The sequence below is a fragment of the uncultured Nitrospira sp. genome (assembly GCA_902500695.1).
In the GTDB taxonomy this organism is placed as follows: Bacteria; Nitrospirota; Nitrospiria; order Nitrospirales; family UBA8639; genus Nitrospira_E.
In genome coordinates this window covers 5,885-30,040 of record CABVRQ010000047.1, presented here as the reverse complement: position 1 = coordinate 30,040, position 24,156 = coordinate 5,885, and the positions used below count along the sequence as shown (strand labels likewise).

The window sequence follows — 24,156 nt, the reverse complement described above, 5'->3', positions numbered from 1 at the left end:
CTGTGGGAAAAATGGCACGAGTTGAACCACCGGGAAAACCCAGGAAATGTTTTTTCAGCATTTCCCTAAAACTCTTGAAAAAACCTTGCAAAGCATCGCCCGCTATCATATACCTCTACCTCACCGACAAAAATGTTGTAAGATTTCGTAGGGTCCTCGCACTCAACTCATGATGAAACTTCGTCGCCCACAAGAGACCTTAGCGAGTTGCTGTTGGCTCGCCCGTATGACCGATAAAGTGCGGGCTTCTCAACAGGGGAACTTCCCGCTTCTCTATCGCGTATCTTTGGGCAGTCCGATTGGAATTGACGGCTATTTCCTTCGGCATTTTCGCCTGTCTTTTCGTCAATTTCGAAATGCCGTCATGGAAACTCGTACGGACAAAGATCTGGAACAGTGGTTTCTCGGTCAGCCGGGAGTGAATCCCTCAACTATTTTGAGTTGGAATAACTTTGCCCCCAAACTTGGCACCCCGGGCTACCCAGTCTCCTTTGTACGACATCTCATCAAATGGTTCGTCTACCCCCAATCCATCAAGCACCCGGTGAATAGTCTCTTTGAGATGATCGAACAGGATGAAGCTCCGTAAGGCAGTATCGACGGACGACCAGCATAGTGGGGTTTGGGGGGGCCAGATTTTTTGAAAAACACATTTCCTGACAGAAAGACCTCCCAATTATCCTCACTTTCATGACGTGATCTTAAGGCCCATGGATTCGCTGCCAGAGATGCCCTGTCATAAAATTTGTCTATAGATTTCCCTTGACGCAGGGGTTATAGCTCTAGAAGAGCACTCCTCCTCAGTTGCCATGAACCCTGCCCCTTTTACTTCAATAGGGAAATTCTTAAAGAAGATCGCTGAGACACTTATGGACTATCAAGGAATTTTAGAAGAAATCCATCATGAAGTGCTTCAGGTATTACCCTCAGGAACAGTCGCCACGTACATTCCTCAACTGGCCAGCGTTTCGCCTTACAAGTTTGGAATGGCCGTCCAGACCGTTGAAGGGGAAATGTTCCAGGTGGGTCAGGCATCAGAGCCCTTCTCCATTCAAAGCATTTCAAAGGTCTATACCCTGACCCTCGCATTTCCTTTTGAAGGCGAAAAAATCTGGACACGGGTTGGACTCGAACCATCCGGATCGACCTTCAATTCTCTGGTCCAACTCGAATATGAACATGGCAGACCCAGGAATCCCTTTATCAACGCGGGAGCTCTGGTCATCTCGGATATCCTTGTGTCCCATCTCAAAGATGCCAAATCCTCTTTTCTCGATTATGTGCGGCAACGGGCCAATAATGCCGCCATTCAAGATGACCCCGAGGTGGCCCGCTCCGAACGACAAAGCGGCTTTCGGAATGCGGCCATGGCCAATTTCCTCAAAAGTTTCACCAACCTCACGAACGAGGTTGAAGAGGTGTTGGAGTTTTATTACTTTCACTGCTCACTGTCGATGAGTTGTGTGGACCTGGCGAAAGGTTTTCTTTTTCTCGCCAACAAAGGTCACTGTCTTTGGACCAAGCACCAGGTCCTCACCCAGAGTCAGACAAAGAGAGTGAACGCTCTCATGCTGACCTGCGGGACCTATGATGCGGCGGGAGACTTCGCCTTCAATGTCGGATTACCGGGGAAAAGTGGGGTGGGTGGTGGGATTGTCGGGGTGATCCCAAACCGGCTAACAGTTGCCGTATGGTCCCCAGGCCTCAACGAAAAGGGCAATTCATTCGCAGGACAATATGCACTCGAATTATTCACCACCAAAACCGGGGTTTCTATTTTCTGATTCATGCGGGTGATTGTTTGTAAAGCCAAATAAGACCAATGTTTTGGATTCGCTTAGATTCTCACAGGCTCTCCTAAAAGGGAACACAGCACCATGGAAACGTTCACCTGCCATTGCGGCAATACTCTATTTTTTGAAAATACTCAATGCGTGTCCTGCAATTCGGAGGTAGGTTGGTGCCCGGCCTGCCATCGTATTTCCGGACTGCTCGTCAGTCCTGACGGCATCTATCATTGCGGGTATACGGCATGCCAGGCCCTACTGGTCAAATGTCATAATTATGCCGTCGAACAGGTCTGTAATCGATGTTTCCCGGCCGGCAACCATAATCAATCCGTGACTCAGCTCTGTGACTATTGCCGCTATAACGACACCATTCCCGACCTCTCTGTCGAAGGAAATCGAGAGCGGTGGTATCGCCTTGAAACCGGAAAAAGGCGTCTACTCTTTACCCTGGATCTCTTAGGTCTTCCCTATGGGAAAGCAGGAGACGGTATTCAACCCGCCTTATCCTTTGACTTCAAAGCCGATGTTCACCCCTCCGGGAATCAATGGCATACCATGGGAGACCATGAGCAGGTGTTTACGGGACATCACAACGGGAAAATCACCATCAATTTGCGTGAGGCCGAAGATGTTGAGCGGGAAAAATTACGTGTCTCGTTTGGAGAAGCCCACCGGACCATCATTGGTCACTTCCGACATGAGATTGCACACTATTATTGGGAGATGTTGATACAGGATAAGCAGGAAGAGGAGTTCAACCGGATCTTCGGCGATTATCAACAGCCAACCTATGCACAAGCCTTGGAACGACACTATCGGGAAGGTCCACCTTCTAACTGGCAAGCCAGGTTCATCAGTGTCTATGCCACCATGCACCCATGGGAGGATTTTGCCGAAACATTTGCCAAATATCTGGCCATCGTGAGTGTGCTCGACACCGCGAGGTATACGGGTATCGGAGAGGGAATCGATCCGGCGAAGGACGACATCGCAATCATGATTCGATCCTACCAACGACTAGGGCTGGGGCTGAACGAAATGAATCGAGCCATGGGCTTACTGGATCTGATGCCGGAGGTGCTGGTTCCTCCCGTTATTGAAAAACTACAGTATATTCATCAGATTATTCTTGAGGCACGATCGGGAGGTTCCACTCGGTCAGTCACCCGCCTCCCAACATAGCTTCCGCTGGCCTCCCCGTTATTGAGGGGCACACAAACGGCGCAAGCAGGATCAATTCGGGTAAAGCTGATGGATTGTGCTCTTACGCACGTGACCCGATAACTATGCTCCCCACTTGAGAATGCAGAAAGGACGGTTTCAAGCGACGCTGAAATGACCTTCAAAAGCGGTTCTGTCACCAGCGAGCTACAGGAAAGCTATGGGGTGGGGGGAACCAGATGGCGAATCCCATCAACAAGTTCGTTGACAATGCCATTTTTGGTCAAATACATGGCAGCGCCTGCCTCCAGCATTAAATCCCGTACTTGCTTATCTTCCTGGACAGACAGCCCAATAATAGGCGTTGCCGGAAATTCCCGCACAATACTTCTGGTGGCGTCAATGCCATTCATCCTTGGCATATTCACATCCATCACAATGATATCGGGGTGGAGCGTTCGCGCACATTCAATGGCTTCCAGGCCATTTTGCGCCTCCCCCACAACTTGAAAATCATGCTGAACATCCAATAATCCCCGTATGCCTTGTCTCACAAGGGCATGATCATCGACCAGGAGAATACGGATGCCATTATCCCGTCCAAGCTTTGGGGAAAAAGTCCCAACGGAGGTGGACAACTCTGATTTGGTTCGGTGAGAAACCTCTGATAGAGGTGGAGAATCACACGGAACAACAAGCGTAATTCGCGTTCCCTGTCCTTCCTTCGACTCGATGTGAATCGTCCCGCCCAAGGCCTCCAAACGCTCACGAATACTGAACAGTCCGAATTTTCCCGGACGGGCATAATCATTTGAGAAATCCGGGAGGTGAAACCCTTTTCCTGCATCCTCCACCGTCACCTCAAATTCGTGGGATGGGGTCCGTTTGAGATGAATCGAGGCTTCCTTAGTGTCGGCATGTTTCATGATATTAAAGAGCAGTTCACGGACAGCCTGAAACACAAATATGGCGTGATCTTCCGGAAGTTGAATATTTTTTTCTTCCTCTTGTATGCGCACATGAAGATTATGTTGTTCAAATTGTCCCCCGAGCCAGACAAGGGCAGGGACAATTCCCAATTCATACAGAATATTGGGGCTGAGCTCCGCAATTAAGGTCCTGGTATACGAGAGGGAATCCGTCAGGATTTTATCGATGTCATCGATATCCGTTTTCAAACCCGGACTCCAATCTTCCCGGTTCAGTTGGGCAAGTTTCATCCGACAGACAACCAACAGCTGGGCAAGATAATCGTGCAGTTCATTCGCCAGGCGTCGTCGTTCCCGTTGTTCCGTCACCACCAATTCCGACGACATCTCCCGAAGATGTTGCTGATAACTTAACAAGTCCTGTGTGCGAGTCTTGATGCGGTGTTCGAGTGAATCATTGAAAGCCTGCAAATCCTGTTCGGCCTTTTTTCTTTCGGTGATATCAACCATCGTGATGATGGCTCCAATCGTGTTTTCTTCCTCGTCCCAAAGCGGATTGCCACTGAGGAGCACAGGAACGTTCACGTTCGCGATCTGCAAGTTGACTTCAAGCCCCTGAAAAGTCCTGCCGCCGAGCACTTCCTGGACCACACTCCCCTCTTCATTCCATGGTTCATGGCCGCCGGAGGAGCCGACGGTGTCGGGGCCAGTGAAATGAAAATGCTCATGAAACCTGGTGTGGAGTATGGGTTGGTGGATCAGTCTCTCGGTCGCGCGGCTGTGGCGCATGATTCGACCGGACCGATCACACACGACCACCGCTTCTCCTGTTTGTTCCAGGATCATTCTGGAGAATTTTTCTTCCGCTAACGCTCGACTGTATTTCTTCTGTTCCGTCAGGTCTGTCAGAATTGCACAATGCAAATGCTGATCATCGAAGGCAATAGAAGTCACGCCGACAAACACAACCAGTTCCTGATGATCGTTACCGACCAAATGAATCGTTCCTGTTCCCCCGGATACCCGTGAATGGGAAGAAGCCAGAGTCATAAAGAACGCCCGATCCTTTTCAGAAATAAATGATTCGATAGAAAATCCAAACAGTTCCTGGTGGGAGTGATTGACCATTCCGGCAAAGGTGGAATTCGCATAGAAAATAACGCCGGTATCGTCAAACATTACTGCGCCCTGCATCATTTTATCGATGATGAGTCGATAGGGATAATCCGCACTCTTGAGTGTGAATACTTGATCCCCATCACCTGTTTCCACGATGAGCGCATCCACCGCGCCTTCCCGGATCGCCTGCAGGGTGTCTTCCGCCTCCTTCAGACGTTGAAGTAAAATTTGTTCCTGGCTTGGAGTCTCGTGTTTAACAAGGGGTGATTTAGGTTTAGAAGCCATGGCTATTCTCAAATGTTACCCGTGTGAGGGCGACGGGGAATGCGCTGTCAAACCGAGGGAATGCAGCACACGGTCTTTTTGGGAAAGATCTCCGACGATCCTGCAACTGGGAAGCGGCAGCTCTTTGATGAGGGTGGGAGCGGCAAAGATTTGATTGGCACGGGCGGCAGACGGAGTGTGATACAAGTCGATAATTTGTAAGTCTGGATGTTGTTCGTCGAGGTATTCACGGCAAATGGATTTGATATTGGCCATGGCACGAAGCGATAGGCTGGTCGCCCCGGTCACATAGAGCCGCAGCCGAAGCCCAGAATGGTTTTCACCGGGACTAGACTCCCGGCGTGTTGATGGGACGCGAGCACTCATGATGGAAGTTCCATTGCGCTTGAAATAATCATTTCCCCTGACTCGTCACACAGATCGAGCCCCACTAAGACTTTGTCTGTATTCGATAAATCTCCAATGATTTTTTTTAAGGGAAGCGGTAATTTCTTGACCAGCGTCGGAATGGCCACGATTTGGTCAATCCTGGCTCTTTTGGGCTCACGAAGAAGATCGACGATTTCTACCGTATACTTTGAGGAAAGACGGGTCTCGCACAATTGTTGTAAATTGCTCATTGCCAGACGCGATTTGGGGGAATGTCCCGCGACATAGAGGATTAAATGATAGGCCGAATTCTTTGCGGTATGACGCTGGGACACTGATGGCGTGTGACTCGTTTTTTTCATGGTTGGGAGAACTTTCCTCTTGTACCTAGTCAGCAGTTTGGGGTGCCATTCATCCTTTCAATTATTTTCCAAGATCTCTCTTGCGGCTGTAAAGACAGAATCTCCCCCAACCCTATGCCTCAAGGTATGATACCGCGACACCGGGCATGGCATTAGTGTGTATCAACAGGCACCTCTTGTAAATGGAAGCCCCGTTGGCTCATTGTATATTCACGAACCTGATTAGAATGAGGCATACCCCTGGATTTCAAAATATGAATTTGGCGATGGTGTTCACCATCGAATGCCAGATTTGACAGAATAATCCACGTGTCGGCCAGGGAGGACACTCCCATCTCAGTCTCATGAGAAGAATCCGCATGTGCGGTGAGGCCTGTGCAGATTAAGGTAATCTGCTGGGACTTCAGAAAATCCACCATCCTCAAAAATAAGGATTTAATCTCCCGGCCTGAACCAATGGAAAGAAAATCATTGATCGGATCCATGATTACCAATTTCGGGTGGTGGGTGTGCACCTCATTGTAAAAATTCACAAGATGGGCTTCCAGTCCGAATAGAGTGGGACGGGAGGCTTCAATGTGCAACAAGCCCTTGTTGACCCATTTCTCCATCGGCAGTCCGATAGATTTCATATTCCGGATGATTTGAGGACTGGACTCTTCAAAGGCAAAATACAAAACCTGCTCTCCCTGACGACAGGCGGCATCCGCAAAATGCGAGACCAGACTGGTTTTCCCCGTCCCGACTCCCCCGGTCACCAGCACCGTGGAGCCACGATACACACCCTTTCCCCCGAACATCTCGTCCAATTGTGGAACACCGGTCGAAACTTTTTCTTTTGAAATTTTGTGTTCAAGCTTTAAGGAGGTGATGGGCAGCACGGAAAGTCCCTGCTTTTCAATGAGAAAAGGAAATTCATTTGTGCCATGCATGCTTCCCCGGTATTTGACCACTCGCAGCCGGCGGGTGGACATTTGATCGTTCACGCGATGATCCAGCAATATCACGCAGTCAGAGACATATTCTTCGAGACCCTGACGGGTTAAGGACTTCTCTCCCCGTTCGCCGGTCACAATAGAGGTCATGTGTCTGTTTTTCAGCCACTGAAACAAACGCCGCAACTCTGAGCGGATGATTCCCTGATTGGACAATCCCCCGAACAGGACCTCAATGGTGTCCAAGACAATTCGTTTGGCGCCGATGGCATCAATGGAATCACCCAGCCGCACAAATAATCCTTCGAGATCGTATTCTCCGCTCTCTTCAAATTCGGTGGCTTCAATGGGAATCGTATCCAGAATCAACATGTTATCCTTGACCAATTGTTCCAGATCAAATCCCAGAGACCGGACGTTTTGGGTCAATTCCTCAGCCGTTTCTTCGAAAGCCAACAGCACCCCGGGTTCGCCCATTTGCATAGCCCCGCGGACCAGGAATTCCAGTCCCATGAGAGTTTTTCCGCAGCCAGGACTTCCACAGACGAGTGTCGTTCGTCCTCGGGGAAGCCCCCCACCGGTGATTTCATCCAGCCCCTGAATGCCGGTTGGTGCCTTAGGAAATTCTGAATAGACCGTTTTACTTGATGATTTTTTCTTGGGCATATTTTACAATTTCCTGAGATGGAGAATTCCTCAGATGGTGAAAGTAATGTGAAAATCTAACACACTGATTTCAGAATTAATATAACAGTGCGCCTCCTCTAGGCATTTCACCAACAACTGCCAGTGAAGGGTTTTCAATACAAACACACCGATGCATTCAATGGATAGTTTGGCAGAGACCGTATCAGAGTTATGCCTAAAGAAGAATGGACAGAAAGGACCGGAATCCGGCGTATTTGTCAAAAATTCACCTCAGTCGTTAATCGACCACTACTTTCCCTTTTATCTCAGAAAACCATGGGCCTTCATTCCCTCATCATGTGGCTCAAGCCTTCCCCTTACATCTCTTGGGAGGGCTTCCGTGGTCGATCCATCCTCCTGCTTTCTCTAATGGCATGGATCGTGGCTTCTCCACCTTCCATTCGTGCGGAAACTCTACCAATTGTTCCTACGGCTCCACCATCCTCGGAAACCTGTACGAGCCATGCTCCGGTCACGAACGAATGCGTAGAGGCCGGACTCCGAAAGCGACGAGAAGCGCTTAGAGGGGAAGCCGCATTTCCGGTCAACACGCTCGCGACTCACCTCAAATTGGCTGAAATTCTCAATCAGCAAGGTGATCCGAACGGCGCCATTGAAGAATATCGGGCCGCGTTACAACTTGATCCCGATCTCGCCGGAGCGTTTCTGGGGATGGGAGCCGTGTTCCTTGATCAGCACGAATGGAAGCAGGCAGAAGACGCGCTCAAACGAGCCGCACAGTTAGATAGCGGGAATAGTCAGATCGAATACTGGTTGGGGCGGTCACTCTTGGCTCAACAAAAATTTCACGAGGCTCAACTTGCGTTCAGGACGGCAACAAAACTAAATCCTGACGATGCGGAAACCTTTTCCGATTTAGGACTGACCTACATGGCTCAAGGCCGATCCACGGATGCCATCAACACACTTCGACAAGCCATTGCCTTGCGACCGGATTTTGCAGAGGCTCATTCCCGCCTGGAATTGGCCAATGCGTTTAAACTCGATGAGGATCGGCTCATCCATGAGACGGCCAAAATCATACAGATGCTCTTCAGACGGGATTAGATTAAGGCTCTTCGCCCTTGAGTTCAGGCATACGTGAGGCGATGATCAGGACTTCTCTGGCTTCACTTCCAATCCGGCTAAAATCTCCACGAGATTCCCGCACCCGTCAACAGATCATCGGATCCATGGGTCAGACCGCCACCTATGCGGGCATCAACTTGCAAATTGTACGTCAAACCATAAATCACTCCCGTTTGAAGAAAATTTGCGCTCCCGCTCGCCACATCTCTGGGATAGAGTCCGAAATACTCCACAAACCCCGTTAAATGATCTCGAAGAGCTGCACTGAGCCCCAGAGAGGAAGAGACTTGCACAAACCGCGTCCCATGAGAACTGGGACCGGCGATATTCACATTTCCAAAGAGTCCCACCCGTTCATTCAACTCATACGTCAAAATAGTCCGCAGTTCCGGGTCAAGTTGATCCGAAGAAAACGCGTCATTGCCTGTTGGTATCGAAAGTCGTCCTGCGAAACTCAACCGGGGCCTGAAACCCTGTTGCTGAAAGACCTGAACTTTGAACCCCACGCCCAGATCTCTGAAACCATCGACATTCGTCCCATTGTCGATATAGGTTAAATTTGGCCACTCCACCCGAAGTTCAAAATTCTCCATCAGACCAATTCGAAGTAGCGTCTCGGGAAACGTATGAGTGTGACCATCCGGATGGGCATCCTCATAGGAAAAGGTATACCCCGTCTCAAATTGGATGTGCCCTGGGGCTATGGTCCCCGGTCCGACGCTGAATGTCGGACGATCGGTGAAAATCGGCTGTGAAAATGGCGCAGCATGTCCAATAATCCAGGGCCGGGGAGTAGGAACAGCGTCAGACGTTTCCTGGCTAAAACACCAGGACTGTCCTAACAGCATCACACAGAGAAACTGCCCAGCTAGGCAGAAACATAACGCAGAAATTCGCTGCGCATTCGTGAAAGCAGATGGGAGCCGGACAACGTGTTTCAGAAGATAAACCTTTGTAGATGGCCGAAAATAGCACTCATTCACAGCAGGCCGTTGAAGAAAACTATAGGGCAATGTACTACGACTTTCTCATCCTGACGGAGCATGTGCAGGGGGAAATTATTTCCTCACCAGAATCCCGCGATAAACGAGATTGGCTCTTAGCGAGGAGAAGTGACGACATGACGTATGGCTTCGACGAGTTGCTTGGCCACACTACCTTTGGTGACATACATCGCCGCCCCGGCTTCCAACAGCATTTTTTCAATGTGTTTATCCTCATGAACCGATAAGCCAATGACCCTCACTGAAGGATGCTCTTGAGTGAGGGATTTGGTCGCCTCGATGCCATTGAGCCTTGGCATGTTGACATCCATAAGCACAACATCGGGAAGAAGCTGTTTGGTGACCTCTAAGGCTTCTTCTCCATTTTTCGCCTCTCCCACGATGACAAAATCCTCATGGTGTTCCAACAGGGTCCGGATGCCTTCACGAATCAAGGCATGATCATCAACCAGAAGAATGCGAATCACCTTCTTTTTTGATTGACCTTGCGCTGATGGCTTGAGGGGTTTCGGGATTTCTTTGGAGTCCGGGTTCGATGGGGCCGTGAGTGGAACCGGCTGAAGCGGAACCACGACGGTCGCTTGCGTTCCCTTCCCTGGGGCTGATTCGATAAAAAAATGACCGCCCAACGCCTCCGTTCGTTCTCGAATACTAAACAGCCCAAAACTCCCAGGTTGGGAGTAGTCTCTTGGATTCGGCGAGGACTGAAACCCTTTCCCGGCATCCTGGACCTTGACCTGAAGCTCCTGATCGGCGTGCCCCTTAAGAGATACGGTCGCTTCGCTCACACCGGAATGCTTGATGACATTAAAGAGCAATTCGCGAACCGCCTGAAACACAAAAATACCCTGATCCTCAGAAAGCTGTATGGCCTGATCAGGATGAAGCACCTGCACTCGCAGGCCATGACGCTCCATCTGCTGAGCTAACCATTTCAGGGCGGGAACGAGCCCGAGTTCATACAGAATGCTGGGACTCAGTTCGGCGATGAGGGTGCGCGTATAGGAAAGTGAGTCGGAAAGGATTTCATCGATTTCCTCCAGATTGGCCTGTAACTCGGGCACCTTCGCATCAATCATGACCTGAGTCAGTTTCATGCGACACACCACAAGCAACTGCGCCAGATAATCATGCAGTTCAGTTGACAATCGCCGCCGTTCCCGTTGTTCCGTCACCATCAACTCCGAAGTCATGGCCCGCAGATTTTCTTGATACACCAATAGATCTCGAGTCCGATCCGCCACCCGTTGTTCCAGAGATTCGTTCAATTCTTGTAGGGCCTGCTCCGCCTGTTTTCTTCCGGTAATATCGGTCGCGATGCCACATACGGCATAGGGAGTGCCTCCGGCATCGTATAAAGGGAATTTCACGGACAGATACGTATGCATCCCATCCGGGAGTTGCACCTGCTCTTCAAATTCTTGCGGTGATCTGGAGTGAAGAACCTTCTGATCATTTGCGACGATTTGACTGGCAAAATGAAGGCTGAGGAAGTCATGATCTGTTTTTCCAATAATCGCGTCACGGGATAACTGAAAAATCGCTTCAAACCGTTTATTAATCAACTGGTATTTTCCGGTTAAATCTTTCACAAATTTCAAAGTTGGAGAATTTTCCCATATCGCGTGGAGCCGGCTTTCACTCGCCTGAAGAGCTTCTCCAATACGTTTTTGCTCGGACACATCCCGCTCAATTAAGGAATGTCCGATCAGGACTCCATCCCCGTCCACAATTGGAGAAATTGATAACGAGACCGAAAACTTCGAACCATCCTTTTTCATCCGGAGCGCTTCCTGAATGGTCTCTCCATTTTTGTTCACAAGCAGGGCTAACTGTAAGGAGGCGTCATGTCGTGATTCCGGAAGAAGGAGATTGGAGAATGACTGACCAACCACCTCTGCCGACCTGTATCCATACATTTGCTGGGCCCCATTATTCCAACTGGTAATCAACCCTTCTTTACAGAGGCTATAAATGGCATCTTGGGACGTTTCCACAATAGACGCCAATCGTTTTAGATTTTCTGCTGCGATTTTTCGCTGTTCGATTTCTTTTTGAGCGGATTCATACAGGCGGGCATTATCGATGGCAATGGCAGCCTGAGAGGCAATACCGATTACAATGGATTCGGCCATTTGTGTAAACACGTTGGCCTGAGGGTGCCCAAAGAATAATCCTCCCAAAACCTCTCCAGTGCGGGAAACGACCGGAACGGCAAGATAGCTCCTGACGGGAAGATGGCCAGGCGGCATGCCGTGATAGGGAGACAGATGACCATACCGAGGATCAGCCGTCACATCGGCAATTCGCACAGCAGCCTCCCCCGAAAATGTTGGAGCAAAAATTGGCGTATTTCTTGGCATCGGGAACCGTTCAAACGCTTCTCGCGGAACTCCGGAGATCGTATATAAAATAAATGATTCTCCCTTCTCCTTCACCACATTGTAAAAAAATGCCCCGAATTCTGCCCCGGTTAATTCGCGACAGGCATCCGTCACGGATTGAACGAGTTTGTCTAAATTCAATTCTGCGGACAACGAATTGCCCATCCGATTCACCACTTCCAACGCATGAGTCTGTTGCCGAAGTTGATCGTTCGCTCGCACTTTTTCGATGGCAATGGACGCCGACTGCGCAATAAAACCCACATACTCTGTTTCTTCATCCGTTGGTAGACGAGGAGCTGTATAATACATGCCAAAGGTGCCAAGCGTATGACCGTCGCTAGCCAGAATCGGCATCGACCAGCATGCCCGAAATCCATGGCTTTCTGCCAGGTCCTTGAACTGAGCCCAATTCGGATGCGTGGAAATATCCGAAATAATGACAGGTTGCTTCAGATACGCGGCCGCACCACATGCACCCACCGTAGGGCCTATGGCAACCCCATCAATGGCTTGCTTGTAACTTTCGGGGACGGAGGGGCCTGCCCCATGTCGAAGGTGACAGCCATCCTCATCCAGCAGTTCAATGGCTGCCAGGACACCTGCCCCGAAATGTTGTTCAATTTCCAGACAGAGATTTTCCAAAATATCCGGGAGAGAGTTATCGTTGATTATTTGTTCCAGCACCTCATTATGACGCTGCAGAATACGGTCGGTACGGTTCCGGGAATCGCTATCCACCAGCGTCACAATTCCGCCAAGAATCTTCTGATCTTCACCTTTGATGGGGCTGGCACTGAACAAGACCGGGACAATCGTTCCATCGTGTTTTTCCAGTTGGACATTTTCGTTGAAAAAGGTTTCTCCGCTGAGGACCTGTGAAAGAAACTTCCCGCTCAGGTTGGGGAAAGAAATGGCTGATGGGCGCTCTGCCCCGTTTGTTGCGAAGGACAAATGAAAAATCTCATGAAAGGGCCGCTGCACACACGGATGTTGATGGTAACGATAGACTGCCCGGCTGGTGCGAAGGATGTTCCCCGAGGCATCACAGACAACCAAGGCTTCTCCCGTCTGTTCGAGAACACCCTGGAGGAGTCGATTCTCAAATTCTCCCTGCTCACCTTCCTTTATTGGAGGTTTATGTGCAGCCTTAGCCGAAAGGGGAGGTTTAACGTCCGGTGTATTTTCAAAATTTTGAACCGGAGAGGATGATTTTTTCTTCATGGGACAAATTCCTGAGAAAACGCCTTGAAGGTGATTCCGTAGGAAGAACAATATGTGTCATTTTCACACTAAAACTCTGGCAACTATCCTCAACTGTACTGAGAAAGTCAAACTATCAAAAACCCTTGATTGTCACCCTAAAAGCCACCGGCAGGAACAGAGCGCCCATTATATACACGTGCCGAGGTAACCAAGAAGGCTTGGAAACGAGTTAAAATGACCGACACCGATGATTTCCCATTCAAGATGCGGTTAAATATTTCAAAAATTTGGCCATTTAATCGGCCAGGAGGAGTGGCGTGAGAAATCTGGTAGGAAACGCAAAGCTTATCGCAGAAAGGAGGGATGCAGTTTGCTCCACCAACGACGGACAGTGTGAATCCACCACATTTGACTGAAACGATGAGGATCGGTTTGGTGAGATGATTGCCAACTCGATGAATGGGATGAATGGTTCTCCCTTTCCGCTCCATCAAGGTCAGTGAAGCGGGCGAGGTCATAATGCCGGGTAGCCTCCTCATTCCTTCCTAACGTCGCCAGTGCCTGCCCGATGGCCAAATGAATGGGAGCGGATTCCTTCGAACGGTTGGGACTATCGCCAAGCGCCATATGAAAGGCCTCAATGGCATCGGCAGGCCGTCCCAGCGCCAGATAGCATTGCCCCACCTGAAACCATCCCTGACGATGGTAGGTCGGATGCCCGGCGACCTGTTTCAGACTCCGGATCGCCTCCAGGTACCATCCTTGTTCCTTCAATTGAATGGCGGCATCCCAATGCCGATGCGCAACACCTGCGTGGGAAGCCCCCGTCTCCCCGACAAAAGATGACGGAGAAAGCTGGGAACTCACGGGTTCTGCCGCAATCGGTTCGGGAGGGCTCTGGTGTTCAAGAGGCACAGGGGTGTCCTCAATCGGACTGAGAGGCAACAGCCCTCCTTTCAGTCGATCCTTGGCGGCATCCGCCACAATTCCCTCTGAGATAGACGGGAGTTGCCCGGAGAATCCATACAGCAAACTGGTTTCGCAGAGTTGATTAATGAGACGGGGATTCCCCTGGGTGCAGCGATAGACCAGATGGCAGGCCGCATCGGAAAAAAGAGCAGCCGGTCCGCCGACGGCTTGCACACGATGGAGAATATAGGCCTGCGTATCTTCACGACTGAATGGCTCCAAAGAAAAATCGGTCCCGATGCGTTGCACAAAGGCCTGCAACTGGGGATCCTGGAGGCGTTCACGCAATTGCGTATGACCGGCAAGCAGAATTTGCAGAACCGTTCCAGGACGATCGTTCAAATTAAAAAGAAGGCGAAGCTCTTCCAACTTATCGGCATCAAGATTTTGGGCTTCGTCCACCACTAGCAACATGCCCTGAGACTCCTGGACCTTGGTGTGCAGGAAAGCAGAAAAGACCTGAAAATGATCTGTGACATGCCCGCCGTTCGCCTGCAGACCAAAAGCCTGTAAGACCCAAGGCAAAAGACTCTGACCTTTATCGTGAGTAAAGGTCAGCGTCCCGACCGTGACCCCTGGATCGATTGTCGAAAGGATTTTGTGAAGGAGGGTGGTTTTCCCGGTTCCCGGATCACCGGTCAACAGGATCATGCCATTTTGATTGAGGACCCCGAACTCCAGAAGACTCAAGGCTAACTGGTATCGTCGATTCAAATAAAGAAACCGATGATCAGGAAAAAGGGAAAACGGCTTTTCCTTCAATCCATAAAACGTTTCGTACATGCGGCTCCTTCACACGTCGCACGAGAAAAAAATGTCAGTCACAGACGGCGAGTATTTGGATCATCCAGTAATGATGGTTCGAACCCTTCGACGTTGCTCTCAGCAAAAGCTCTAGAGTGATTTCGATTAATTTCCAAAGGGTTCTTTAATCTGTTTGCCCCCCTCCCCGCTGACGACGACTGCCGTCCGGTCCTTGGGTCGGATGCTCTCATGAACCGGCGGACTTTGTTTGAGCCCTTCGACCCGACTCAGGAAAGGCTCTAGCAGCATCCATACCTCTTTTTGTCATCCTGAGTGGAACGAAGGATCTGAGCCCAGCGTGACGATACCCCCGCTCAGCCAGATGCTTCGCCTTGCTCAGCATGACAATTCTTCTCCCACCTGGTCTTTCTTGTCACCCTCAGTCGTTCAATGGACCCCATCAGGATTCATCTGTTCAGTAATGAGGGGCGCTGAAGGGCATAAAATTCTTCTGTATGATCCGGGATTTTCCTGTGCGTTTATAGCCTCGCAACCATTATTTGGCTTTATTCAGAACGGTTCCCAGAAGGGGAATACCCTGTAGCAGGGACAAGGATTTTCCGATATCGTTCTCGGTCGTGCGGCCTGCCTCAACCACCAACACCACCGCATCCAACATGGGAGCCAGTGCCAACACATCGGCCCTGTTCAGCAGAGGGGGCAGATCAACCACCACAATGCGCGAGGAATAGCGATGTTTCATTTCTTCAAGGAGCGCTTTCATTTTTGGCAGGGTCAAGGCTTCCACGGAATGCTGAAGAGGACCGCCACCCGGCAAGACCACCAACCGGTCAATTTGAGGGTGCACGAGGAGGGCAGAGAGCACGCCATGATCTAAGAGAAAATCGGCGAGTCCCGTATTTTCAAACCCAAAGAGTTGATGAATTTTCGGCGCTTGCAAATTGGCATCAACCAGAAGTGCCGTATGGTTCGGATCCATCGCAATACTAATTGCCAGATTCGCCGCAACCAGGGTTTTGCCCTCTGTTTCGCCAGGGCTGGTGACCCCGATCACGTTCCAACGATTCTCCTCGAGGCGGGAAAGAATCTGGGCTCGCAAAATTTTATAGGCCTCAAGAAACGCCCCGCTCTGAATGGCCGTGATCATGCGATGCGCCGCCATGGCAGAAGCCGAGGGGGCCACGGTCCTGGTCTGCGTATAGACCAGCGGAACAGGAAGAGACGACGGGCCTGAGAGTACCGTCGCCTTTGCCGGGCCTCCCCTCTCTTGATTCTGCTTATATTGCTGAAGTGCGCTTTGAAGAGGTTCCATCGTACCTTCCGACAATAATCATCCTTAATCTAATCGCATCGTTCGAAGAGCAACAAACCATAACACATCCAGTGGGAACCAAAAGACATGAACGACGCCCAGGCACGCGATGGCCAGCACAACCGCTCCCATCCCAAGCACCCGCAGACGCTGCCTTCTCGCTCGTATCTCCTCGACCGTATCGAGGTAAGGAATCACCGTGAGAGGAGCCATCCTGGTCACCTCCCGCAATCGGTCTGCAGTATGAACTGACCCGTCCAAGGTCTCCGCCAAGACTCCGCTCCCGATACCACCCGCCATGGCTAACACCAGACCCAAAAACAAAATGGCCTTTCGATTCGGTCGAGCCGGAGATTCAGGAAGCGTGGGAGGCTCAACCAGGGAAAACCGTTCGCCTTTCCGTTCCGACTCCAACTCTTCGGCCATTTGAGCTTCCAAAACACGGGAACGATATTCCTGGAATTTTTGCGCCGTATTATCCCGATCACGAAGAAGAGACTGGTACACAGGCTCGAGTTTGGGGGTTCGTTCAATCCGTTCGGTATACTCACGCGCCTGCTTCTCCAATTTTGTCTGACTCTTTCGCACATGCTCCAGAGTCGTGTTCGCGGAAGCCAGTTGCGTTTGGTAACTGACATAGACCGGATCGTCCGGGGCTCCTTTCGCCACATTCGATAGGGTCCTTTCGGAATTGGTGGATTCTTGATTGAGCAAATCAATGGTGGCACGCGATCTTACGACATCCGGATGATCCTCTCCATATTGCTCCAGGAGACCAGCCAGCTTGACTTCTTCTTCTTTAAGAGTTCCCGACAGCTCCTCATTTCCAATGGGACGAGCGCCCTGCCGCTCCAGAGCCTCAATTTCCCCTCGAATTTTAATAATGTCAGGATGGTGAAGAGAGAGGTATGAGGCAAGGCCGGCATGTTGACTTCTCAACATCTTCAGTTGCTTCCCAAGGCTAAGGACCCCTAATCCCTCGTCCATTGTCTGCACATACCGACTCATTTCTCCTTCCAGATAAATGATGCGTTCTTCCTGTGCCTGCGCCTGTTGATTTTTATCGTTTAACTCCCGTTCCACCTGACTGAGCAGTTGCATATTCATTTGAAACAATTCGGGCAGAGCCCCTTGCGCGTCATTTTTAAAAACCGCAATTTTTTGTTCTAGCAGGGCTAAACTCTCCGCCAGTTTTTCAGACTCGACTTTCAGGAACGCCGTGGTTTCCTGCACCTGCTGTTCACGGTTTTTCAAGTTTTCACTTAGGAACAGCGTCGTCAATTCATGGGCGATCTTTTGCGTGATCTCCGGCGTGCGTCCTTCATACCCCAGGGTAAAGGCAATCGTGGCCTGCGTGGGTCGTCCAGTCCGCCGATCAACCACCTCGGCACTCATCACCTCAATCGTAATATCGGCAACGAACCGTGCCAGAAGTGCAGCCGACGTATCCTGTTCACGCAATTCTTGGTAAAGACCATGTTCCTCAATAATGGGCAATAGACGGGATCGGGTCATCACCTGCGCCTTAATCCGTTCGATCTGTTGATCCGCATAACTCGTAATCGTGGAACGGATCAAATCTGCGGGAATCTCCTGTTCAATGATCAAAATCATGGCCGTGGATTGATAAGTAGGCGGCCAGAACAGGGCGACCATCAAGGCAGACAACAACAAGACCCCGCCAACGACACCCATCAACAGCCAGCGACGACGGACCATATCCCAATACTGAGCAAATGATTGGGCAGATTCAATCATGAGTATCTTCCATTATCGGGAAGCCGCCCATTTCGGCAAGGTGCACGTGAAGGCCAAAAATACCGCATTCGAATGTGCCGTCCCCTCGGAAGACGACTTGATAGTTCGCTGCGCATAACGATACGTCAGATCCAATGACCAATCTTCTGTCACACTCCATGAGAGAGCCGGACTGATTTGCCAATATCGGGAATTGGATACCCCACTATCATCAGAAGAAGACCCGACTTTGTCATTATTGGTAAACATCCCCCCAAGAGACGCCTTCAAGGCATGAGTCAGTTGATGGTCTACAGTCAGATCCACGCGATCGGTGACAAATAAGACCCCGAATCCAGAGGGATTGAGTGCTCGGCTAAATCCAACCGTCAAGTGGGATCGCTCCCACTCTTTCTTCAACGACATTCCATATAACCATGTCAGCTGGTTGTCTGTTTGCTGTTGACCATTTCCATCAAGGGTCGTCCGGACATACCGAAATCCACCAGACCCGGAAAGCGAAAATGTTTCGAATATCCGATGAGAAAACCCAAGCTCAAACCCGGGAGTTTGATAGCGGAGGCTATTCTGAGGCACATGATAGTTTGAATAATAGGCGGAACCGCGCACACGGGTTTCTTCCGACCAATGGTAATCGGCCCCAAACGTCCCGGTATGGACCTGGTAATCTCTCAAACTGGAACTACCTGATTGGTCATAGGTCACATCGGTAAACTGATAGCTACTTGGCAACGTCAAACGCTCCGTAAGGGATCGATCCCAACTCCCTCGAACATTTCTGCGATTACGCGGTATGAAATTCGTTAACACACCGGTTTCCTGCAATTCAGCAAACAAGGCATTATCCCGGCTAATGTCCACATCAAGACCCAAGCGATCCACCTCCGTACGATAGGAACCGGACAACGGGAGAAAATAATTATTAAACGTCTTCTTAATCGGATCACGGCTATAATAACGAGCATACTCAAATTTCGGATTGGCTTTGAGAGTTAAAATTTCGGTGGCATAGTTCAACGTGGCAGAAGGACTGACCTTCATGGCCCACGTCGAGTGATGAGGTTGGGTGGTTATTCTCAGATTGTCATAAAATCGCCCTTCGCTCACAAAGGCCGGTTCAACGGACCATTCAGCCCCGAAGACAATTGACGCACTGCCAAAAATCCCCCACCAGGTCGCCAATACCAATCGAAAATAAAACAACCTCCCCGTCCGAAACCACTCTGCAAAAAAACGTTTGCATACCACGCGTGGAAACTTGCCCTCATACCTTAATTAGAAATCAAATATTGGAATAACATTGTCCAACGCAATATTCCATCATTCGGCCGCATTGTCATCCTGAGCGTAGAAGGATCGGTGCTCAGATCGACCGGGCTATGCCTGCCCTGAGTCTTTCGTCTTTTACTCTGGATAAACTCCGCCGAACGGGCTCAGCATGACAACCCAGAACCCACATGGTCATCCTGAGCGAAGCGAAGGATCTGTGCCCAGCGTGACGATACCCACGCTTAGCCCGATCCTGCATTTCACGGCACCATCACCACATCGCCACGGTGCAACACAATATTCTGTTCAAGGGAATGTCCTTTTAAGACTTCCCCATAATCGAACGGAAAGGTGGTCTGTCCCTCCTTCTTCTTCCGACGCAAAACCTTAATCGAGCCCTCCCGTGCGAAAGGGGTGAGCCCACCAGCCAGGCTGAGAGCCTGCATGACATCCGTGTATTGACCAATCTGAAATCCACCGGGACTATTCACTTTCCCGATGACGAAAATCTTAAAACTGTTCACTTCTTTCACCCCGATCGAAATCCTGGGATCTGACACAAATTTCGTCAATCGCTCGTCCATTTCCTTCGCCAGACTGCCCACAGTCCGCCCCTCGGCGAGCACCTCTCCGATCAAAGGAAACGAAATGAATCCATCAGGACGAACAATCACCTCCCGGGACAAAATTTCATCCTTCCAAACGGAAATGTGCAAGATGTCTTGAGGCCCAATCTCATAAGTAGACTCCAGAGAAGAAGCAACCGGAGGAACTTCGTCTGTAGGCAGGGGTTGGGCGTCACTCCACATAGGGAACATCACCACGGACATCAACCCAACAATGACACTTAGAATCGGTCTGACCCGCCATTGAAAACCAAAAACCTTCCAAGAAGTATCCTGAAATGAATGTGTCATACTCTATCCTTTTTTATGAAGTGTTATAGAAATAGGCCTGAATGTTGAGGATCCATACCCCATGATTGCCGACCACTTACGAAGGCCGGATAATGCTCTCAACCGACAGCAATGACTAACCGGATCAAGGAAAACGTCAGCCTGGGCCTGGATTCTTCGCTACGCTCAGGATGACAAACAGTTTGGGAACACCCCCTCTCACTCATTGCGCATATCCTGCCTGACGAATAGGGCATACCCGGCAATTCTGAGAGGGGTTCCATCCCACTTACGCCTCACCCCTGACATCTCACTTTTCACCCATGCCTGTCTTACGATTTGATATCCGCCAATAACTGACGAACCGTTCCAACATGCTCCAACTCCGATGGCCGTTTCATCGCTTTCTCGAGATACTGTTGAGCCTTGACTCGATCACCAGCCTTGAGAGTCACCATGCCTAAATGATAGTTGAGTAGGCCGTGATCGGGTGCCTTGCTCAGCGCTTTTTTTAAGACACTCGTCGCCTCCTCATTGAGACCCAACTTGTAATATACCCAGGCCAACGTATCAAGGAGAAACGGATTTTGAGTGTTGGCTTCAAAATTCCTGGTCAAGGCCAACGCATGCTCCAAACTTTCAACATCCCCCTTTTTGTCTGCCAATAAGAAGGCTAAGTTGTTTGCGGCCATGACGTCGTCGGGAGAATGGCTCAATACCAATTCATATTGCTGGATCGCCAGGTCAATCTGCCCTTCAGCTTGATAGAACGAGGCTAACGCCTGCAACAGAACGGGAGCCTCCGGATGAGTCGTTAACGCGACATTCAATACCCCAATCGCTTCCTCTTTTTCGCCTTCCAACCAACGCACCATCGCCAAATCTTTCCATGGCTCAACCCACGCAGGATTCACCTCGGTTTGCCTCCGATAGGAAGAAAGAGCAGAAGGCTTATCGTTCAATTCGACATACATCCGGCCTAACAATCCCCATGCATACGGATGGTCAGGTTGGTTTTCTACTAACAGTTGGAGATAGGCACGCCCCTGCTCGGGCCGTTTTTGTTCAAGATACACATTCATTAACGCCGCCAAGGGCGGCATCGACTCAGGATTAGCCTTCTGAGCCCGACTCAAGGCTTGAAGGGCTTGATCCCATTGTTGACGCCCGGCGGCGAGAAGGCCTTTTGCCAGATCAACCTGGTAGCTTGATCCGCCAGCTTTCTCCAGCCGGGTGATCGTGCCAGTTCCCTCCGCCCATTGTCGTTGTGCCAACTGCAACTGAAAGAGAGACCACAGGGTTTCCATATGCGTGGGCAGGGACTGGAGAATGGAGACAAGATAGCCTTCGGCCTTTTCAAGCTGTCCCTGCCTGGCTGAAAGACGGGCCAATGCCGAATACGCGTCGAATTGGCGAGAATTGAGCGATACCGCTTCCTTGAAGCTTTCCTGAGCCAGTTCAAACTCTCCCGCCAGCACATGTGCCTGCCCCAATAAGCTTTGAATATCGCTATTGTTGGGCTCATCTTTCAAAACAATTCGAAACGCCTCAACGGCCTGGCGACCTTCGTTTTGCGCTAACGCCATTTTCCCTTGCAAAAGCAAGGCATCAAATTGTCGGGGATTTTTTTTCAGGACGCTTGCCAGACGGATGTGGGCCGAATTGGTATTCTCCTCAGCCACATCGAGCTGGGCCAATTCAACTTCCGCCTTCAGTCCCTGCCCACTCGTCTCCTCTTCTCGAACAATCGCCTCATACACCTCACGGGCTTTCTGAAATTCCTGCGTCTGTTCATAGTGAGCACCCAAAAGGAACCGGAGCATGAATGAATGAGGCAAAGCTTCTAGAGATTCCTGCAGCAACGCTTCCCGCTGCGAGCTGTCTGCAAACATCACCAGGCTCTTCCAACGTTGTTCATTATCCGGATCCAGCTCAACACCCTTGCGAAGAAGCGCCAGGACTCTGTCGGAATCCCCGAGGTGTCGATAGAGTCCGGCCAGCATGTCTCGATGTTTATAGACTCGTGGCTCTTTGGCAAGCAATTGAAGATAGATCGCTTCCGCCTGATCATACGCCTTCATCCCGATCGAGATAGTCGCCAGATAATTCAGAAGATCGACATGATCAGGATGAGCGGTCAATCCCAATTGAAGGACCGATTGAGCTTTGATCAGTTCGCGATTAGAAGAAAAAATCGCGGCGAGCATTAAGAGAACATCGGGATCGCTGGGACTCTGTTTAAAAAGCCAACCGGCTTTCGCAAGGGCTTGAGATTGCTCTCCACCAAGAAACCACACGCAGGCTTGGAGCGTCTGTCCCAAAAGATCCTGAGGGTCGCGAGCCAGGACGGTATCGGCCAAGCTTTGTAGCTCTTTGGCATTTTGTGAGGCTAAATGAAATCGCGCCAATCGCCCGACAGCCTCCCGGTGACTGGAATCCAATTCTACAACCCTCGCATATTGGCCATACGCTTTCTGCCAATTGGCCTCTTTCTCCGACACCTGCCCGGCCAGGAAAAATACATGAGGGTCCTTTGGATCAATTTTGAGGGCATTCCGCAAGGCCACACGGGCTTTTGGAAAGTTTTCTTCCTGAATAAACTCCCTGGCCTTCGCCACGTAAGAGGCTTTACGTTCTTCCGCACTTCCACATCCACTCAGAATACATCCAGCCAGAAGAAGACAACTCCATTGAACATACATGGTCATGCGCTTCCTCATTATTTCTTCAGGGATGGCTTCATCATCATGAATTGAAAAATGGCGGCTGGATCATCATGCGTGAGATCCGAAACCTTGACCATAAAGTATGACGGCCATTCAGTCATCGCCGTCGACATCCCGACTAAATGAAAAAAGCAAACATCTGGCGTCAGGCAGACAATCAGCCCGTTGGGCAAGCAAGGATAAGGGAGGATAAGAACAATCCCCCTGTCCGAATAAGGACAGGGGGACATTTTCTGAATGCGCTCTATCGCTACCAAATAGTAGGGTTATCGGACAAACAGACTTCTCCTGGCAATCCCGATAAGCCCAATGAGGCCCGTCCCGAATAACAAGGCTGCAGGCGGAATTGGAACAACAGTAAGGCCATCAAATTGGCTACCAGCATCCAGGATACTCAGTCCAAAGTTTAACGACGGGATATTCCAGGAAATTTCCAGCGTATTAAAATAAGGAATGAGAATGCCCGGGTTGACACCACTCCCGGACACTTGGTCCAAAAATTCCAATGTCCCAAAACCGTCTGCAATAGAAAAAATATCTCCACTGCCGAAATTCTGCTTTAATGCAAAATTCACGATATCGCCACCAGTAAACGACCAACTGCCCGTACCGAGACCAACATCAACTGGCCCGGAAACCGGGGCATTCGAAGCAATAGAATTGAAAGTCAATGAGCCGGGAGATCCGGTGACATACCCAAAATCATAGCCCGATGGAGACGTGACGTTAAACGCAATCCCTTCTACGCCACTGCCGGAATCTGCTCCATCGACAAGGCGCACCGGGCCTGGGCCGTTTACGATCAGCGCCAATGCTGTCTGGACAGGCACCACCATAAGAAAAATCGAAACAAGCAGCAAAGGCAATTTCAAATTGCTTTTCATAACCATATTTCTCCGGTTAAAGTACTAGAAACGACAAAATTCCTACCGAAACACTCCTGGCCTGGAGTGCAACCTCACGTCGACCTACGCAGCCAAGACCAATAGATACCGAAAAACCATAATTGTTAAAAACGTAATCGAAGGGGGGAGAACTGCATAACGTTTAAAAAATTGCGGGATTAAGGAATATTAATGCGGGATGAGACATATGAGGATAACAAATACTCGACAATATAAATGGAACGAATAAATAGATC

The 24,156-nt window shown here is 50.1% G+C and carries 18 protein-coding genes; 4 read left to right on the top strand and 14 right to left on the bottom strand.

Features of this window, described 5'->3' with window-relative positions:
- The first annotated feature begins 169 nt into the window (after positions 1 to 169).
- The 3 genes from AAH187_RS12475 (at position 170) to AAH187_RS12465 (ending at position 2,972) form a co-directional block, all read left to right on the top strand.
- Positions 170 to 589 carry a DUF5069 domain-containing protein gene (locus tag AAH187_RS12475; protein ID WP_342348789.1) on the top strand — a complete coding sequence of 140 codons (420 nt, stop codon included), beginning with the start codon at positions 170 to 172 and terminating at the stop codon, positions 587 to 589.
- Between the two features lie 280 nt (positions 590 to 869).
- The gene (locus AAH187_RS12470; protein WP_342348788.1) at positions 870 to 1,784 is read left to right on the top strand and encodes a glutaminase; all 915 of its coding nucleotides are present in this window, start codon (positions 870 to 872) and stop codon (positions 1,782 to 1,784) included.
- Positions 1,785 to 1,877: 93 nt separating this feature from the next.
- Complete coding sequence (locus AAH187_RS12465; RefSeq protein WP_342348787.1) at positions 1,878 to 2,972, top strand: putative zinc-binding metallopeptidase; 1,095 nt, start codon at positions 1,878 to 1,880, stop codon at positions 2,970 to 2,972.
- A gap of 197 nt (positions 2,973 to 3,169) precedes the next feature.
- Here the strand turns inward: AAH187_RS12465 and AAH187_RS12460 are convergent, their stop codons facing one another.
- From AAH187_RS12460 to kaiC, 4 genes are all read right to left on the bottom strand, one after another.
- Positions 3,170 to 5,284, bottom strand: a complete 2,115-nt coding sequence (locus tag AAH187_RS12460) for a response regulator (protein WP_342348786.1) — start codon at positions 5,282 to 5,284, stop codon at positions 3,170 to 3,172.
- 15 nt (positions 5,285 to 5,299) lie between these two features.
- Positions 5,300 to 5,650: a circadian clock KaiB family protein gene (locus tag AAH187_RS12455; RefSeq protein ID WP_342348785.1), complete on the bottom strand. Its 351-nt coding sequence runs from the start codon at positions 5,648 to 5,650 to the stop codon at positions 5,300 to 5,302.
- Positions 5,647 to 6,015 carry a circadian clock KaiB family protein gene (locus AAH187_RS12450; protein WP_342348784.1) on the bottom strand — a complete coding sequence of 123 codons (369 nt, stop codon included), beginning with the start codon at positions 6,013 to 6,015 and terminating at the stop codon, positions 5,647 to 5,649. Before AAH187_RS12450 ends, AAH187_RS12455 begins: the two co-directional genes overlap by 4 nt.
- Positions 6,016 to 6,167: 152 nt before the next feature.
- The gene (kaiC, locus tag AAH187_RS12445; protein WP_342348783.1) at positions 6,168 to 7,616 is read right to left on the bottom strand and encodes a circadian clock protein KaiC; all 1,449 of its coding nucleotides are present in this window, start codon (positions 7,614 to 7,616) and stop codon (positions 6,168 to 6,170) included.
- Positions 7,617 to 7,913: 297 nt separating this feature from the next.
- Between kaiC and AAH187_RS12440 the strand changes: the two genes are divergently transcribed.
- Positions 7,914 to 8,705, top strand: a complete 792-nt coding sequence (locus AAH187_RS12440) for a tetratricopeptide repeat protein (protein WP_342348782.1) — start codon at positions 7,914 to 7,916, stop codon at positions 8,703 to 8,705.
- Positions 8,706 to 8,782: 77 nt separating this feature from the next.
- Here the strand turns inward: AAH187_RS12440 and AAH187_RS12435 are convergent, their stop codons facing one another.
- The 10 genes from AAH187_RS12435 to AAH187_RS12390 all read right to left on the bottom strand — a co-directional run bounded on the left by AAH187_RS12435 (position 8,783) and on the right by AAH187_RS12390 (position 23,899).
- Positions 8,783 to 9,574 (bottom strand): transporter, encoded by a 792-nt coding sequence (locus AAH187_RS12435; protein WP_342348791.1) that lies wholly within the window; start codon positions 9,572 to 9,574, stop codon positions 8,783 to 8,785.
- A gap of 251 nt (positions 9,575 to 9,825) precedes the next feature.
- A complete protein-coding gene (locus tag AAH187_RS12430) occupies positions 9,826 to 13,338 on the bottom strand; it encodes a PAS domain S-box protein (protein WP_342348781.1) in 3,513 nt (1,170 codons plus the stop codon).
- A gap of 327 nt (positions 13,339 to 13,665) precedes the next feature.
- Positions 13,666 to 15,072, bottom strand: a complete 1,407-nt coding sequence (locus AAH187_RS12425) for an AAA family ATPase (protein ID WP_342348780.1) — start codon at positions 15,070 to 15,072, stop codon at positions 13,666 to 13,668.
- Between the two features lie 126 nt (positions 15,073 to 15,198).
- Positions 15,199 to 15,342: a hypothetical protein gene (locus AAH187_RS12420; protein ID WP_342348779.1), complete on the bottom strand. Its 144-nt coding sequence runs from the start codon at positions 15,340 to 15,342 to the stop codon at positions 15,199 to 15,201.
- Between the two features lie 247 nt (positions 15,343 to 15,589).
- A complete protein-coding gene (locus tag AAH187_RS12415) occupies positions 15,590 to 16,366 on the bottom strand; it encodes an exopolysaccharide biosynthesis protein (RefSeq protein ID WP_342348778.1) in 777 nt (258 codons plus the stop codon).
- 24 nt (positions 16,367 to 16,390) lie between these two features.
- Positions 16,391 to 18,124, bottom strand: a complete 1,734-nt coding sequence (locus AAH187_RS12410; RefSeq protein ID WP_342348777.1) for a hypothetical protein — start codon at positions 18,122 to 18,124, stop codon at positions 16,391 to 16,393.
- Positions 18,125 to 18,136: 12 nt separating this feature from the next.
- Positions 18,137 to 19,372, bottom strand: coding sequence for a hypothetical protein (locus AAH187_RS12405; RefSeq protein WP_342348776.1), 1,236 nt, complete (start codon positions 19,370 to 19,372; stop codon positions 18,137 to 18,139).
- 281 nt (positions 19,373 to 19,653) lie between these two features.
- Complete coding sequence (locus tag AAH187_RS12400) at positions 19,654 to 20,310, bottom strand: polysaccharide biosynthesis/export family protein (RefSeq protein WP_342348775.1); 657 nt, start codon at positions 20,308 to 20,310, stop codon at positions 19,654 to 19,656.
- A gap of 311 nt (positions 20,311 to 20,621) precedes the next feature.
- Positions 20,622 to 22,997: a tetratricopeptide repeat protein gene (locus AAH187_RS12395; protein WP_342348774.1), complete on the bottom strand. Its 2,376-nt coding sequence runs from the start codon at positions 22,995 to 22,997 to the stop codon at positions 20,622 to 20,624.
- Between the two features lie 284 nt (positions 22,998 to 23,281).
- On the bottom strand, positions 23,282 to 23,899 hold the full coding sequence (locus AAH187_RS12390; protein WP_342348773.1) for a hypothetical protein: 618 nt from the start codon (positions 23,897 to 23,899) through the stop codon (positions 23,282 to 23,284).
- Between the last annotated feature and the right edge of the window lie 257 nt (positions 23,900 to 24,156).